The sequence below is a fragment of the Cryobacterium sp. M23 genome, assembly GCF_002929655.1.
GTDB classification, from domain to species: Bacteria; Actinomycetota; Actinomycetes; order Actinomycetales; family Microbacteriaceae; genus Cryobacterium; species Cryobacterium sandaracinum.
Map to the genome: position 1 here is coordinate 70000 of NZ_PJJV01000080.1, position 14362 is coordinate 84361.

13 protein-coding genes and 1 riboswitch are annotated in these 14362 nt (G+C 67.6%); of the genes, 5 read left to right on the top strand and 8 right to left on the bottom strand.

The genetic code is table 11. From position 1 onward, the window contains the following. Positions 1-81: 81 nt before the first annotated feature. The gene (gene ppsA / locus CXY82_RS14205; RefSeq protein WP_104171495.1) at positions 82-2472 is read right to left on the bottom strand and encodes a phosphoenolpyruvate synthase; all 2391 of its coding nucleotides are present in this window, start codon (positions 2470-2472) and stop codon (positions 82-84) included. 507 nt (positions 2473-2979) lie between these two features. Here ppsA and CXY82_RS14210 point away from each other — a divergent pair. The 3 genes from CXY82_RS14210 to CXY82_RS14220 all read left to right on the top strand — a co-directional run bounded on the left by CXY82_RS14210 (position 2980) and on the right by CXY82_RS14220 (position 6339). Next, positions 2980-3612 carry a vWA domain-containing protein gene (locus CXY82_RS14210; RefSeq protein ID WP_104171496.1) on the top strand — a complete coding sequence of 211 codons (633 nt, stop codon included), beginning with the start codon at positions 2980-2982 and terminating at the stop codon, positions 3610-3612. A 296-nt stretch (positions 3613-3908) separates the two neighbouring features. Further along, the gene (locus tag CXY82_RS14215; protein WP_104171497.1) at positions 3909-4712 is read left to right on the top strand and encodes an ice-binding family protein; all 804 of its coding nucleotides are present in this window, start codon (positions 3909-3911) and stop codon (positions 4710-4712) included. 843 nt (positions 4713-5555) lie between these two features. Continuing rightward, a riboswitch (cyclic di-GMP riboswitch) is annotated at positions 5556-5629 on the bottom strand. Between the two features lie 272 nt (positions 5630-5901). Further along, positions 5902-6339: a phosphohydrolase gene (locus tag CXY82_RS14220; RefSeq protein WP_104171498.1), complete on the top strand. Its 438-nt coding sequence runs from the start codon at positions 5902-5904 to the stop codon at positions 6337-6339. Between the two features lie 220 nt (positions 6340-6559). Here CXY82_RS14220 and CXY82_RS14225 read toward each other — a convergent pair whose 3' ends face one another. Continuing rightward, positions 6560-8521 carry a hypothetical protein gene (locus tag CXY82_RS14225; RefSeq protein ID WP_104171499.1) on the bottom strand — a complete coding sequence of 654 codons (1962 nt, stop codon included), beginning with the start codon at positions 8519-8521 and terminating at the stop codon, positions 6560-6562. Positions 8522-8679: 158 nt separating this feature from the next. Then, positions 8680-9471, bottom strand: coding sequence for a nuclease-related domain-containing protein (locus tag CXY82_RS14230; protein ID WP_158252202.1), 792 nt, complete (start codon positions 9469-9471; stop codon positions 8680-8682). A 116-nt stretch (positions 9472-9587) separates the two neighbouring features. On the opposite strand from CXY82_RS14230, the gene CXY82_RS17410 reads away from it, so the two are divergent. Next, positions 9588-9758 (top strand): hypothetical protein, encoded by a 171-nt coding sequence (locus CXY82_RS17410; protein WP_158251979.1) that lies wholly within the window; start codon positions 9588-9590, stop codon positions 9756-9758. 29 nt (positions 9759-9787) lie between these two features. Here CXY82_RS17410 and CXY82_RS14235 read toward each other — a convergent pair whose 3' ends face one another. The 3 genes from CXY82_RS14235 to CXY82_RS14245 form a co-directional block, all read right to left on the bottom strand. Continuing rightward, on the bottom strand, positions 9788-10588 hold the full coding sequence (locus CXY82_RS14235; protein WP_104171501.1) for a nuclease-related domain-containing protein: 801 nt from the start codon (positions 10586-10588) through the stop codon (positions 9788-9790). 138 nt (positions 10589-10726) lie between these two features. After that, entirely contained in the window at positions 10727-11047 is a 321-nt protein-coding gene (locus CXY82_RS14240) for a hypothetical protein (protein WP_104171502.1), read from the bottom strand. Positions 11048-11146: 99 nt separating this feature from the next. Next, positions 11147-11584, bottom strand: coding sequence for an NAD(P)H-binding protein (locus CXY82_RS14245; protein ID WP_104171503.1), 438 nt, complete (start codon positions 11582-11584; stop codon positions 11147-11149). Positions 11585-11752: 168 nt separating this feature from the next. Between CXY82_RS14245 and CXY82_RS14250 the strand changes: the two genes are divergently transcribed. Beyond that, positions 11753-12352: a hypothetical protein gene (locus CXY82_RS14250; protein ID WP_146069143.1), complete on the top strand. Its 600-nt coding sequence runs from the start codon at positions 11753-11755 to the stop codon at positions 12350-12352. A 246-nt stretch (positions 12353-12598) separates the two neighbouring features. On the opposite strand, the gene rraA is transcribed toward CXY82_RS14250, so the two are convergent. After that, entirely contained in the window at positions 12599-13063 is a 465-nt protein-coding gene (gene rraA, locus CXY82_RS14255; protein ID WP_104171505.1) for a ribonuclease E activity regulator RraA, read from the bottom strand. Between the two features lie 105 nt (positions 13064-13168). Further along, positions 13169-14284: an o-succinylbenzoate synthase gene (gene menC, locus CXY82_RS14260; RefSeq protein WP_104171506.1), complete on the bottom strand. Its 1116-nt coding sequence runs from the start codon at positions 14282-14284 to the stop codon at positions 13169-13171. Positions 14285-14362: the final 78 nt, after the last annotated feature.

The following is a 14362-nucleotide window of genomic DNA, read 5'->3' on the forward strand; positions in this document are numbered from 1 at the left end:
GCTGCCGCCTCTCCCCCGTGACAAAGCGCCCTCCGCCGCCGCGCCCCTCCGACGGCGTGTCCCTTGTCCGGCGCATCCCTCCTACGCCGTGTCGTGGTCCCGCTCCGCCTGCGCGATTCGGCCCACCGTTTTGAGGAAGCTGTCCGGGTTGAGCGAGATGGAGTCGATGCCCTCCTCCACCAGAAAGGCCGCGAAGTCGGGGTAGTTGCTCGGCGCCTGCCCGCAAATGCCGATCTTGATCCCGGCGGCGTGGGCCTTTTGAATGGCCTCGCGGATCATCTGCTTCACGGCGTCATCGCGTTCGTCGAAGAGGGCGGCGAGGTCTTCGGCGTCGCGGTCGACGCCCAGCACCAGCTGGGTAAGGTCGTTGGAGCCGATCGAGAAGCCATCGAACCGGGTGGCGAAACGCTCCGCCAGGATCACATTGGCCGGAATCTCACACATCATGTAGATCTGTAGCCCGGACTCGCCGCGCACCAGCCCGTTCTCCGCCATCACCGCGAGCACACGGTCGGCCTCGGTCACGGTGCGGCAGAACGGCACCATTACGATCACGTTGTCGAAGCCGATCTTTTCCCGCACCTGCTTGATCGCCCGGCACTCGAGGGCGAAGCCCTCCCGGTAGCGCTCGTCATAGTAGCGGGAGGCGCCACGGAAGCCGAGCATCGGGTTCTCCTCCGAGTGCTCGAAGACCGACCCGCCGATCAGGTGCGCATATTCGTTGGTCTTGAAGTCGCTCATCCGCACGATCACGGGGTCAGGATGATACGGCGCGGTCAGCTTCGCGATACCGAGTGCGAGCGTTTGCACGAAGTATTCCTTCGGGTCCATATATCCCCGGGTGAGCTCCTCGATCTGACGGATGGCGGCCCGGTCGGTGACCCGCTCCGGGTGCACGAGCGCCATCGGGTGGATCTTGATCAGGTTGTTGATGATGAATTCCATCCGGGCCAGCCCCACGCCGTCGGCCGGCAACCGCCACCACTCGAAGGCGGCGGCCGGGCTGGCGATATTGACCATGACCTTGGTACGGGTCTTCGGTACGGTGCCAAGGTCGATCTCCTCGGTTTCGAAAGCCAGCTTGCCCTCGAAAACGTAGCCCTCGTCGCCCTCGGCGCAGGAGATCGTGATCATCTGGCCATCCGTGAGCGTGTCGGTTGCGATCCCGGTGCCGACGACGGCCGGCACGCCCAGCTCGCGGCTGACGATCGCGGCGTGGCTGGTGGGACCGCCGTGGTCGGTGACGATGCCGGCCGCGCGGGTCATGATCGGCACCCAGTCCGGATCGGTCATCTCGGTGACCAGGATGGCGCCGTCGACGAACTTCTCGATGTCGGCGGGGTCCTTGATCACGCAGGCCACGCCGCTCGCGATGCTGTCGCCGATCGCGACCCCGGTCACCAGCAGCGGCCCCGTCTCGGTCCGGGTGCTCACCGTGAACCGGGTGCCGCTCGCCTGCGAGTGCACGGTCTCCGGGCGCGCCTGCACCAGAAACAGTTCGCGGGTCAGGCCGTCTTTGGCCCATTCCATGTCCATCGGCCGGCCGTAGTGGTTCTCCACGATCACGGACCAACGGCCCAGCTTCACGATCTCCGCGTCGGTCAGCACGAACGCCTGTCGCTCGCGATCGGGGGTGTCGATGGTGCGGGTGCGGGCGCTGCCGCCCTTTGCGTAGACCATCTTGCGGGCCTTCTCGCCGAGAGTTTTCTCAATGATGGGCGTGCAGTCGGGCTGGTCGAGCAGCGCCTTGAACACCAGGTATTTGTCGGGATTGACCGTGCCCTGCACCACCGTTTCGCCGAGCCCCCAGGCGGCGCTGATCACGGCCACGCCCGGAAAGCCGGTGTCGGTGTCGATGGAGAACATCACCCCGGAGCCGCCGACGTCGGCTCGGATCATCCGTTGCACGCCGATCGAGAGCGCCGCCTCGAGGTGGTCGAATTTCTTGACCTCGCGGTAACTGATCGCCCGGTCGGTGAAGAGCGAGGCGTAGCAGCGGCGGCAGGCGTCGAGCAGATCGCGCTCGCCCGTCACGTTGAGGAACGTCTCCAGCTGGCCGGCGAAGCTGGCGTCGGGCAGGTCTTCGGCGGTGGCGCTGCTGCGCACGGCCACGGGCAGGTTCGGGTGCCCGGCCTTCTCCGACAGTTCCCGATACGAGGCACGGATGCCGTCGGCAATGACCGCGGGAAACTCACCCCCCAGGAACAGTTCGCGCAGGGCCTCGCCCGTGACGCGCAGCGAGGCGCGGCCGTCGTGGAACAGGTCGAGCTGGCGCCGCAGTGCCGGCTCGATCCCGTTCGCCGCGATGAACGCGCGATAGGCGTTCGCGGTCGTCGCGAATCCGTCGGGCACCTTCACGCCATCATCGCTGAGGGCACGCACCATCTCGCCCAGCGACGCGTTCTTGCCGCCGACCTGCGGAATGTCACCCAGTCCGATCTCGTTGAACCACACCACACTGCTCTCGAGCATTGTTCTTCCACCCCTCAGTGAGTTCTGCGACCCGGTGATCTACGGCCCTACGGCCGCGTGGCCGCGTGGCCGCGTGGCCGAGTGGCCGCGTGTCACGCGGATTGGGCCACGTGGTGGCAACCTACTCCCCCCGAAAGTGTCTCCGGCTCGTTGAACCGCGCCCCGAACGAATTCGACGGAGATTGTGCCAAAATCCATCCCAAACACACCGGAAAGCCGCTTTTTCGCCAGAATCTCCGTCGAATTGGTTCGACGTCGAGCATCCGTGCTTGCCAGGCTGCGCAGGCCTGCGGGCTCGCGGAGAATGACAGTTCCGGTCGAGTTCGGCCCGCAGACCTGTCGCACTCGACCGAAGGTGTCGAACTCGGCAGCGGATGGCCAGAGCCGCACCACACCACCGCCGCACCACTGCCGCACCGCACCACCGCCGCACCGCCGCCGGCACTGTCAGTGGCTCCTGAGACTCTGAAGTACTCCCCGCGAGGGAGCCTCAACCAGGAGGTACAGATGACTGATCCCAACTACACCGCTCTGCTTCTCGTGATCGACCGGAGCGGCTCGATGTCCGGCATCCGTGACGACATGGTCGGCGGCCTGACCGCGATGCTCGCCGCACAGGCCGCCGAGCCGGGCCTGCTCACCGTGGATATCGTGACCTTCGACGACGAAATCGAGCACACCCGCACCCTCGCCGACCCGAGCGATATCATCGTCGAGCTCGACCCGCGCGGCATGACGGCGCTGCACGATGCGATCGGCATCGCCGTCACGGAGTTCGGCGAGACGCTGCGGGTGCTGCCCGAGCACGCGCGTCCCGGCACCGTGCAGGTCGTGGTCGTGACCGACGGCGGCGAGAACTCGAGCAGCGAATACTCCGCGGATGCCGTGCGCGCGCTGATCAACCGGCAGACCGAATCGTACAGCTGGGACTTCGTGTTCCTCGGTGCCAACCAGGACGCCGTGCTCACCGGGGCCGCACTCGGCTTCGACTCCGCCAGCTCCATGACCTTCGCTGCCGCGTCGGGCGAGGTCGCCGCGATGAGCGCGAACCTCGGTCGCTACGTGACGGATGTGCGCAAGAAGGAGAAGCGCGGCTTCACCTTCGAGGAGCGCACCGAAGCCGGAGGTGATGGCGTGTAGGCAACGATTGGGTGAAGTTCAGGAGGCCGGAACCCCTGTTGGCGGAGTGCGTGAAAACTACCCCTAGTCTGGGATTCAGACAGATTCGATTCGTTGGAAGCGGTCCCGTGGGGCGTGCGATGGTGTGCGTGGAGGACGCCTGTTTGCCGTGGGACCAGGGGCTTTATTCGGGGTGAAGTCGGCCCTGATAGGCCCTGCCGGCGCGAAGAAACCCGACGTGTAGCGTCGGGGACCGCTCCCACAGTGGCCCTGCCCCAGACCCGCATCGTGCGGGACTGGCGAAAGGAAGGACCACCATGTTCCACTTCTACGAATCATCCGTCGGCACGTCCCTAGCCCGCGCATCCACGGCCCGGAAGCGGGTTCTGGCACTGCTTGTCGTCGTCGCCGTGGTCGGCGTCGGCAGCGCCGGACTGGGCGGAGCGGCCGTCGCCGGCTCACTCCCCCAGAGTCCGGTCGAGCTCGGCACGGCGGACTCCTTCGCGATCCTGTCGAAGACCGGCGTGACGAACGTCTACGCGTCCGCAGTCAACGGCAACGTCGGGGCCAGCCCGATCACCGGCGCCGCGGTGCTGCTGACCTGCCCTGAGGTCATGACCGGCACCATTTTCACTGTCGACGCCGCCGGTCCGCCGTGCGCGGTGACGGACCCGAGCTTCCTGAGGACATCCGTCGGTGACATGGAAATCGCCTATTCCGACGCGGCGGGGCGCACGAACCCTGACTTCATCGACCTGGGTGCCGGCGAAATCGGCGGTCTCACGCTCAAGCCCGGCCTCTACAAGTGGAACACCGACGTGACCGTCTCCAGTGATGTGCGCCTCACCGGCGGCCCGGACGACGTCTTCGTGTTCCAGATCGCCGGCAACATCGACCAGGCCTCGGCCAAGAACGTGACCCTGCTCGGCGGAGTGCAGGCCAAGAACGTGTACTGGCAGACCGCCGGTGCAGTCTCGGTCGGCACCACCGCGCACTTCGAGGGCACGATCCTGAGCAAGACCATGATCGCGATGAAGACCGGCGCGTCGATCACCGGCCGGTTGCTGGCCCAGACCGCCGTCACGTTGCAGAGCAACTCTGTGACGAAGCCGGCCCTGTAACCACCGGTCGGCCGTATTCGGGAACCGGTTCGGCGGCATCCGTCGTCGCCCGGTTCTCGGACACCAGTCCACAGCCGCCCGTGCGAGTGTGGCCAACTCAGGAGAAACCGCCACCGCGGCCGAAACTTTCCCGCGTTTCCGGGGCTGCCGGGCAGCATCCGCTCGCATCTCCTGAGTTAGCCACGAACACACCGGCTCCGCTCACGACGGATGCCGATGGGCGGCTCACGGGCGGCGGCGGAACCCCGCGCGGGGTTTACGCCGCTGCGCTGGAGGCGCGCCACGGGCGCAGTGGCGCAGCACCCGCGCAGCAGCGCAGGTTGAACAGTCCGAACACGAGCCTGGGCGCGGTGACCCGCCGGGTCAGCGGCGGGGCCGCCACAACCTTCCAGCCTCGGCGATCGGAGCGGCGAAGAGGCCCGGTTGACCGGGAGGGGCCCGGCGTGCACGGAGGTCCTCGGCGGCGGGTTCTGTTACCGGTCCTTGATTCTGCATATGTGCGGTTCAGTGCCTGCGTCGGTGCAGTCATTGAGAGTGGTGTTCCCGGGTGAGTCAGTCGTTCTCGGATCGGCGAGCCGGGCTTCTCAGCGCGGGCAGTGCCAGGGTGTGAAACAAGCATGCGATCGGGAACCGAACCCGAATCGATTCCCGATCGCACTGCCAGATCAGGACGAGATCCCTAATCTCGCCCGGCTTCCACCGTTGCAGTCGTGCGCCTACCCAAGGGGACGACAAAACGGAGGTGTGTCCACCGCGCCACGAGACGACAGAGACGAGGCTGAACGGCCGCATCTGGTGTCGGCCTCGAGGGAGGTGAGGTTCATCTGGGGCGGTTCCTTTTCATTCGGTAGGCCGGCTGACCCGAGGGTTCCGTGCCTTTGCGACCCCGCCTCACGACGGGTGTGCCCTTGCGATTGACGTGAAGGTGACCGTCTCTCCAGCGACCAGTCGGTCACCTGAGAGAAACCTATCAGCCAGGTTCGGCGCGCAACCGGCGAGGCTAAAACTTTCGCCGCTCGAGGGCCCCCCAAATCGAGGGGTGCGTCCGGCACAGACTCGGGGTGACGGATGCCGAGGCGCGCTTTCCCGGCGCCGAACTCCTAGCAACGGGCGAAGGCCCGGGCTAACGTTGCAGTCGTGGGCGGAGCCGCTCACACTGCTCTGTCGTAATGCTAAGAGGGGGGACTCCATGACGGTCACCACAGCCGATGCCTACGTCGCCGCGGCAAAAACAATCGCCACAACCGCACATCTGGGCCAGGTCGACAAGCTCGGCGCCGCCTACATCGACCATCCCCGTCGCGTTTCCGAGCGCCTCAACGATCCCCTCGAGCAGGCCACCGCCTGGCTGCACGATGTGCTCGAAGACTCGAACATCACCCGCCACGACCTGCTCAAAGCGGGCATCCCGGGCGGTGTGGTCGAGGCCGTCACGGTGCTCACCAGAACGGATGCCGTCAGCGACGCCGACTACTACGCCGGCATTCGCGCCAACCCGATCGCTCTCGCCGTGAAGCGCGCCGACATCGCCGACAACCTGGAGCCCTGGCGGGTGGAACAGTTGGACGCGAGCGCCCAGAAGAGGCTCGCGGCGAAATACGGGTCGGCGCTGGCGGCGCTGGGTTAGGCCGGCTCGGGGCTCCCTGCTGCGGTCGAACCACGCTGCGGTCGACTCCTGCTGCGGGTTGACTCCTGCTGCGGGTTGACCCCTGCTGCGGGTTGACCCGCGTCGGCCTCAGTGCCGTCATCCAACACCGTCGGCAGCCGGTGACTCAGTGACCCCCGTGCACCAGCGGGTAGGAATCCGTCCGGACGATGGGCTTGATGCAGTCCGTCCAGGTCGAGGCCTAGGCTTCCATGTCGTCGTGGGTGACGATGCGGCCCAGCTCGATGCCGCCATCCGGGAGCTGCCAGAAGTGCATTCGGCGCGCGGCGGGGGTGTTCTGCTCGATCGAGACTCGCATGCAGCGGGCGCCATCCCAGCGCAGCAGGTGCGGGTCGGCCGGCCCTGCGCCCTGGCGCAGCGCGTGCAGGTGCCGCCCCTTGAGGGTCTTCACCCGGCCGGTGAGCACGTCGACGGATGCCTTGAACGCCTTGGCCAGCTGGCCGTCGTCGAGCCCGGCGAGAGATTCGGTGAACCGCTCCCCCAGCACGTAACTGTGCGGCAGCTTCCATTCCTCGCGGTCCGACTCCGGAACCCGGTCGACCCAGGCGAGGAGGATCTCATGCCGCACCCAGCCGGAGGGTTCCTCCCAGGCGGCTCGCCGCGACTCGTATTCGCTGACCGTGGAGTGGGTGGGGACGGTGCGGCGGGATTCGCGCAGCATCCGTCGTTGGGCCCGCTGGTCGTCGCGCAGCTCCGCGACCGTGTGGCGCAGGGTGGCGAGTTCGACGAGGGCATCGCGCAGTTGCAACTGCGCGGAGCGGGCCTGCTCGCGCAGTTTGGCGAGGTCGGAATCGGTGGCGCCGGCCTCGGAAAGCTGGTTCTCGAGCCGCATGATGCGAGACTTCGCCTCGGCGAGGGACAGCTGGGTCGATTGCAGCGCGGAGTGTGGCGCGGGAATGGGCGTGGGCGTGACCCGGAACGGGGTGGCCCCCGTCGTAACCGGACGCAGGGCGTGCACGCGGCCCGGCCCCGGCGACGGGCGCGGGTGAAGGCGGTCCGATGTCGGGCCTGCTGTGATCAGTACCGTGACCCCGGAGACGCCGGCCGCATCGAAGACCCCGGCAGCACCGGAAACGCCGGAACCGCCGGAAATGCCGATACGGGCGACCTCCGCGGCGCGGCGGGCCGATGCGGAGGCACCCACGAGCGCGGGCTGGCTGTCGAGTTCGACCACTGCGGCGGCGCCTGCGTCTTCCTCGACCTGAGGCAGCAGCGGACGATTTTCCTGCAGCCAGGGAGGTCCATTCCGCACGGCACACAGCGACGGCAGAACGGTTTCGTCGTCGTCGACGTCGCTCAGGCACAGGTGCAGGGCACCGCTCGGCAGGTGGATGACCCGGGCCGCCACGACGTCACCCTCGGAGAGCAGGGCATCGACCTTGTCAAGCGGGTTGGCCGAGATATCGGCCCGGGTGATCGTGAGCGCCAGGTGCGGGTGCAGGGCCAGAACCGCCCGCTGCGCACTGACCTTCTGCACCAGAGCGAGCGTGATGCTGCCGTGCGGGTAGCGCTTCGCGATCGTGGTCACGGAGGGCGGCTTGATCTCGACATTGAGACGATGGGTGGGTGCGTCGAGCGCGCCCTGGATGCGCTGACCGGTCTGCAAAGTCCAGTCGAGGGGTACCGGCGGGTAGGTCAGCTCCTGCCAGACGGTGGCCATGCCGCCGCCGTCGAGTTCGACCAGGGCCCGGGAACCGCCCAGCATGAACCCCTTGACGGTGCCGTCCACGGTGATTACGGATGCCGGGGCGAGCGCGAAGAGGCCGGCCTGATGCGCGTGGGCGAGGGCATCCGTCACCAGCTGATCGGTGGCGTGTTGCGGGTCGCCGTGCGTGAACCGAAGCCGGGAACGGGCCAGGTCGGCGAACGCGTCGCCGACGGGGAAGGAACGCCCGGCGCTGCCGTAAACCTGGAACTGGGCCGGGAGCAGATCGCCGAGCTGGCGGGTGAGCTCGCCCGTCTCGATCAGGAAGACGCGCGCGACGTCGCCGATCTGGCCGGCGAGTTGGTCGATTCCGATTTCGGGCAGGGTGGTGCCGAACGGCGACGACACCACAACCCAGGGACGATCACGGCCCGCATCGTGCAGACCGTTAGCGAGTTGTTGCACCGCGACGCTGGTCTGCACGCGGATGTACACCACTGACTCCCCTTCCAGCCTTCGTGAGAAGCTGTGTGACAAGGGTACGCCTGTCGCCTGTGAGAATGATCCCGAGCGTTAAGGTTCAGGGTGTAGGGAGCCCGATATCATGTGTTTTCCGATGGTCTCACGGGGTCTGTCGCGGGGGTTGTCGCGGGGGATCACGGGGACGCGAGTATCCCCACGGCCAACGTCGTCGCCGAGTTCAACACGATGAAGGCGGCCACCGCTGCCACCGCCAGCTCGAGCGGCAACAGCACCGTGCGCTGCAGAGCGGCGGCGCGCACCTCGGAGTCGAGCCGAGAGAAGCTTTCGATCAGGCCCTCGCCGGAACCCAGCGGCACATCGATCCACATGTCGGGGTCGTCGAGCAGTTCAATGACGCGCAGACGATCCGCCGGGCCCAGCACGATCGGCAGGGACGTCAGCCACGGAACGAGCTCGGCGGCATCGAGAACCGTCACCGGCACCGGCGATGACCGCACGTCGATGCTGCGCGCACCGACGAGGACGACCAGGGGAATCACGGGAGTCGGGAGCGGACGGCGGTCTTCCAGCAACGTCGTGACCCGTTCCGCCTCGAATTTCGCGTGACGAAGGTAGGGCACCGGCCGGCTGTCCACCAGAACGCTGCGTTCCTCCACGAGCACGCGCTGGCGGCGGTGCTGTTTGGTATTGATGGTGATGACGCCGCCGGGGCCCACCAGCACGTGGTCGATGTCCCAGCCGTGTCCGCCGATCGGCAGCGCGTGGAATACCGCCCACTCCGGCGACAGCGTCGCCAACTTTTCGCCGACCACGATTTCGCCCTGGGCGCCCAGGTACCAGCCCTCACAGTTCACGCCGAGCGGGGAACGCCCCAGAAACCGGGCCCACAGGGTTCGTGGAGGAGTGCCGCTCTGCTCGCGCAGCAGCTTTTCGATCATGAACTGGGCCGCGAAGCGCTGGCGCATTCTGGTACTTTCCAACGTCATCTTTTCTGGTCCCCCACCGACGATTGTAACGGCTCACCCCAACGGGTGGCACTCCCACTGGGGACGGGCCCGAACCGGCCACCTACGATGGTCGGATGGTAAACAACATGAAGGTCGTGCAAACCCAGCTCGGGCTGCTCGAAACCCACATCAACACGATCAAAGAGGATGCCGCGGCACCCCGCGGGGTGGAGGAGTCTCTGGTGGCCATCTGCACCGCGCTCGACGCGCTGACGGACGAGTTCCGCCGCCGCCTGCCCGAGTAGGCCCCCCGCTTCGGGAGCGTCGTTCCGGCTCAGGCCGTCGCGAGCGCGGCTTCGATGAGCCGGAACACGACGTAACCGGCCGCGATGGCGCCCGCCGCGGCGAACAGGACCCACAGCATCCGTCGGATGCCGGCCGATCGCGCCCGCGTATCGAGCGCCGTGAACCGCTCGCGCGCATCATCGGGGGTGGTGTCGGGCAGCACGTGCCACACGTGCGGGCTGTCGAGAAGGTCCGCCACCTCCTGCACCTCACCGGCCGACAGCACGGGGTGGAGCCTGACCAGCCACCGGCGCAGTTCGTCCGCGTCGAGCACTTTGACCTGCTCGGGCTTCTGCTCGATGGTGAGCAGCCGAGGGTCTACGAACACGATCACCGGCTGCACGGGCGCGACCAGCGGCATCCGTTCTCGCACCAGGCTCGTGACGCGCTCGGCCTCGGATGCGGCGTTGTGCAAATACGGCACGGACTCGCCGTCGACCCGCAGCGTGTCCCGAGCGACACGGATGTCATTGCTCGGGTGGTGCTTCGTGGTGATCGTGAAGATTCCGCCGGGTCCGATCACGAGGTGGTCGATCTCGGCGGTCGAGGAGCCGACGGGCACGGCGCGCAACGCCGTCCACTCGGGTGGCAGCGTCGCCAGGATGGAGCCCACCACAATCTCTCCTTTGGCCCCGAGATACCAGGACATGCTGTCAGCGCCGTGCGGGGATAGACCGAAGAACCCCGCGAACCGCGACCGTCGGGGCACGCTCCCCTGAACCCGCAGCAGCTGCTCGGTGACTGACTGCGCCGCAAGGCTCTCCTGCATCGTGGCACTGTCCAGCGTCATCGCAATCCCCTTTGCTGACTCGAATCTAGCGACTGGGGAGGGGGAGTACGCAGTCCCCGAAGGGGGGTGTCGACGGCGTGGCGACTGGCGCACCGGGTTCGCCCGCGATGCCGGTGCCGATGCGGGTACCGGTGCGGCCTATGACCAGACGTCGCGGTGGTCTGTGGCGAACTGCCGGAAGGTGGTTGCCGGATCGCCCGAGAGCCGCCGGATCACCCGGTTCGGGCACGCGGAAACCCCCAGGCGCACCACCCGGTAGATCATCTTCTGCACGGCGATGAAGTCGGCCTCTGCGCCCTGCTCGGCCAACCGGGCGAGGTAGTCGTCGACGCTCGGCCGCGCATAAACGATGCGCCGCCCGAGCACCTCCGAGAGGATGTCCGCCACCTGGTAGTAATCCAGCGACTGCTCGCCCGACAGCGTGTAGGCCCTGCCGAGGTGCCCCGGCTCGGTGAACACCCGCGCGGCGACGCGCCCGATGTCACGGGCGTCGACGAATGCGGTGCGCGCCCTGGCCGCCGGAAGATAGATCTCGCCGCGCTCCCGGATGCCGTCACGTTACACGGTCGACAAATTCTGCATGAAGAAGTTCGGTCTCAAAAACGTGTACGGAGCCCGCCGACGCCGGAGGTGCTTCTCCACGGCGTGGTGGGGAGTGGCCGGGTTGAACTGAACACCCTGCAGGGAGAGAAAGACGATCTGGCGGATGCCGTGCGCCAGCGCCGTGTCGATCACCGGGATCAGGGTGTCCGCCACGTTCGCGATCGCGGGCGGGCGCAGCAGGAACAACCGGTCGACTCCGGAGAAGGCGCCGGCCCAGCCGGTCGGGTCGGAGAAATCGAAGGTACGGGGCGTGCCGGCCGGCGGGTTCAGGGCCAATTCGGAGCCGGCCGGGTTCCGCACCGCGGAGATGACGCTCTCGCCGGTGGACGCGAGCGCCGCGGCCACGGCCCGTCCGACGGTTCCGGAGGCACCGGTGACGAGGATGCGGCCCATCAGATGCCCGTGGAGTCATCGTGAGCCGGGGTGGGAGAGGAGCCGGACATGAGTCACGCCTTTCATCGAATGCATTTAGTTTAGCCACTAAGGCAAATTGACACGGTCGAGGGCGCGGCGGCAGGCACGGTGGCATCCAAGCCGCCCGCAGCCCCCCAGACTGGGGGTGTGAATGCAATCAGGGTGCCCGGAATCCGACAGTCAACCTGGATCGCGGCTGCGGTGACCGCCACGGTCGCCGTGGGTGCCGGTGCCGCCGGAATCGCGGCCGCCACGGGTCTCGGCGACGACGAGACCACCCTGACCGACACCGAGCTGGCGCGTGCGAGTCGCGCGGCCCTGACCGAGGTCGGGCCAGCCACGGTGACGGATGCCCAGCGCGGCCCCGCCGAGTCTCACGCGCTTTCCGAGTCCTCCGAGTCCTACACGGTCGACACCCGACTTCCGAACGGCGTCGAGGTCGCGGTTCAGCTCGATGAGACCTTCACCGTCGTGTGGGTGAGTGCACCCAGCTGGAGCGGCGACGCGGCATCCGTGGTCGAACCCCGCGTGCTGACCGCTGCGGAACTCGCAAGCGTCGACCGCACGACTGCCGGACAGGCGGCCCTGGCCGAGGTCGGCAGTGGCACCGTGACGGACTTCCGCCGCAGCAGAGCGCTCGACCACGCCTTCGAGGTGGAGGTCACCCTCGACGACGGCACGAAGCGCGTCGTCGAGCTCACCGAGCGCAGCCAGGTCGTGAGCTCCAACCGCCCGACGCCGCGCTGAGCCGAGCTGAGCCGAGGTTGCCGGCCCGGGCGGCGCTGCGCCGCCGGGTCGGTACGAATCGTTAGCTCGCAGATGGTGACAGGGCGACCGGTGACGAAGTACCGTTGTGGAGTAGGTTCGAAACGGCGTACGCAGAACGAACAACAATGACGTCGGCCCCCGCACCAGCGGCTCCACCTGAGTGAGGTTCCTCGGGTGGCGCCGCGCGTCTTGCCCGGGCGCGTGCTGTGTCGCGTCCGCTGGGCGTCACCGCTCGACGAGGATCCCGTCTTCGTCGCAGTAGATCGTGCGGCCGGGGGTGAACGTCACGCCGGCGAACCGGGCGACGGCATCCGTGACTCCAGCGCCGGCCTTCGAGCTCTTGCGCGGGTTGCTGCCGAGGGCCTTCACGCCCAGCGGCATCCCCCCGATGGCCACTCGGTCGCGGATCGCACCGTTGATCACCACGCCGGCCCAGCCGTTCTGCACCGCGAGGTCGGCGATCATGTCGCCCATCAGCGCCGTGTTCAGCGAGCCGCCGCCGTCGATGACGAGCACCTCGCCGGCGGCGGGCGTCGACAGCACCGACTTGAGCAGGGCGTTGTCCTCGAAGCAGGTCACGGTGCGGATCGGGCCGCTGAACCGGGCGAAGCCACCCAGGTTCAGGAACTGGAGCGAAACGGATTGCAGGTCTTCCCCGCGCTGGTCGTACAGGTCGGCGGTCAACAGCATTGGTGTCCTCCAGGGGTCCGGTGCGGTGCAGGCTTTCTCCCTCAGGCTAGCTGCTCGCTCAGGCTCGCTTCGCTGCGGGTGGCGCTGCGGGACATCCGTCGGCCGTCAGGTCGAGAATCCGATGTCGGTGACGGATGCCGTGACGCCGGCCAGCACATCGGGCAGCACCTCCACGCCGATGCCCGGTCCCGTGGGAACGCGCAGGTGCCCGTTCTCGAGCACGAACGGCGCGGTCAGGTCCTGTTCGTAGTATCGGCTGGAGGCCGAGGTGTCCCCCGGCAGCACGAAGTTCGGCAGCCCGGCCAGGGCCACATTCGCCGCCCGGCCGATGCCGGTTTCAAGCATTCCGCCGCACCAGACGGGCACACCGTGCGCGGCCGCCACATCGTGGATGCGACGGGCCTCCAGGTAGCCGCCCACCCGCGCCGGCTTGACGTTGATGACGCTGCAGGCACCGAGGGTGATGGCCGTGGCCGCATCCCGGGCCGATTCGATCGACTCGTCGAGGCAGATGGGGGTTCTGATCCGTTTCGCCAGGTTGGCGTGGCCGAGCAGGTCGTCCTCCTTCAGCGGCTGCTCCATCAGGAGCAGGTCGAAGGGGTCGAGCCCGGCGAGGTGACGGGCATCCGCGAGGGTATAAGCGGTGTTCGCGTCGACCTGCAGCAGCAGCTCCTCGCCGAAGCGCTCGCGCACGGCACGCACCGGCTCGAGGTCCCAGCCGGGCTCGATCTTGAGCTTGATCCGAAGGTAGCCCTCCTCCAGGTAGCCGGCCACGGCCTCGAGCAGCTCGTCGATCGAGTCCATGATGCCCACCGACACACCGGCCGGCACCGTGTCGCGCACGGCGCCGAGGTAGCCGCCGAACGAGATGTCGGCCTCCTTCAGCTGCGCGTCGAGGATGGCCGTTTCCAGCGCGGCCTTGGACATCGCGTGCCCCTTCACCGGCTCCACGGCCCCGGCGACGCGTTCGGCGGTGAGCCGGTCGCCGAGCGCCTGCAGCCTCGGAATCAGGTGATCGCGAATGACGAGGTCGCTGCCGTCGAGGAACTCCGAGCTGTAGAGCGGACTCGTATCGGCGGCGCACTCGGCCCAGCCCTCGGCATCCGCGGTGGTCACCCGCACGATCGTGACCGCCCGCTCGGACGACGTGCCGAACGAGGTGCGGAAGGGCCGCACGAGGGGAATGTGCACGCGCCGCAGTTCAATGTTCTCGATTTTCATGACAGTTCCTTCGGTGCGAGGGTAACCCGCGGAGGCGGTCTCCCCGAGGCGAGTGCTTCGATGAGGGTACTGCCCGGG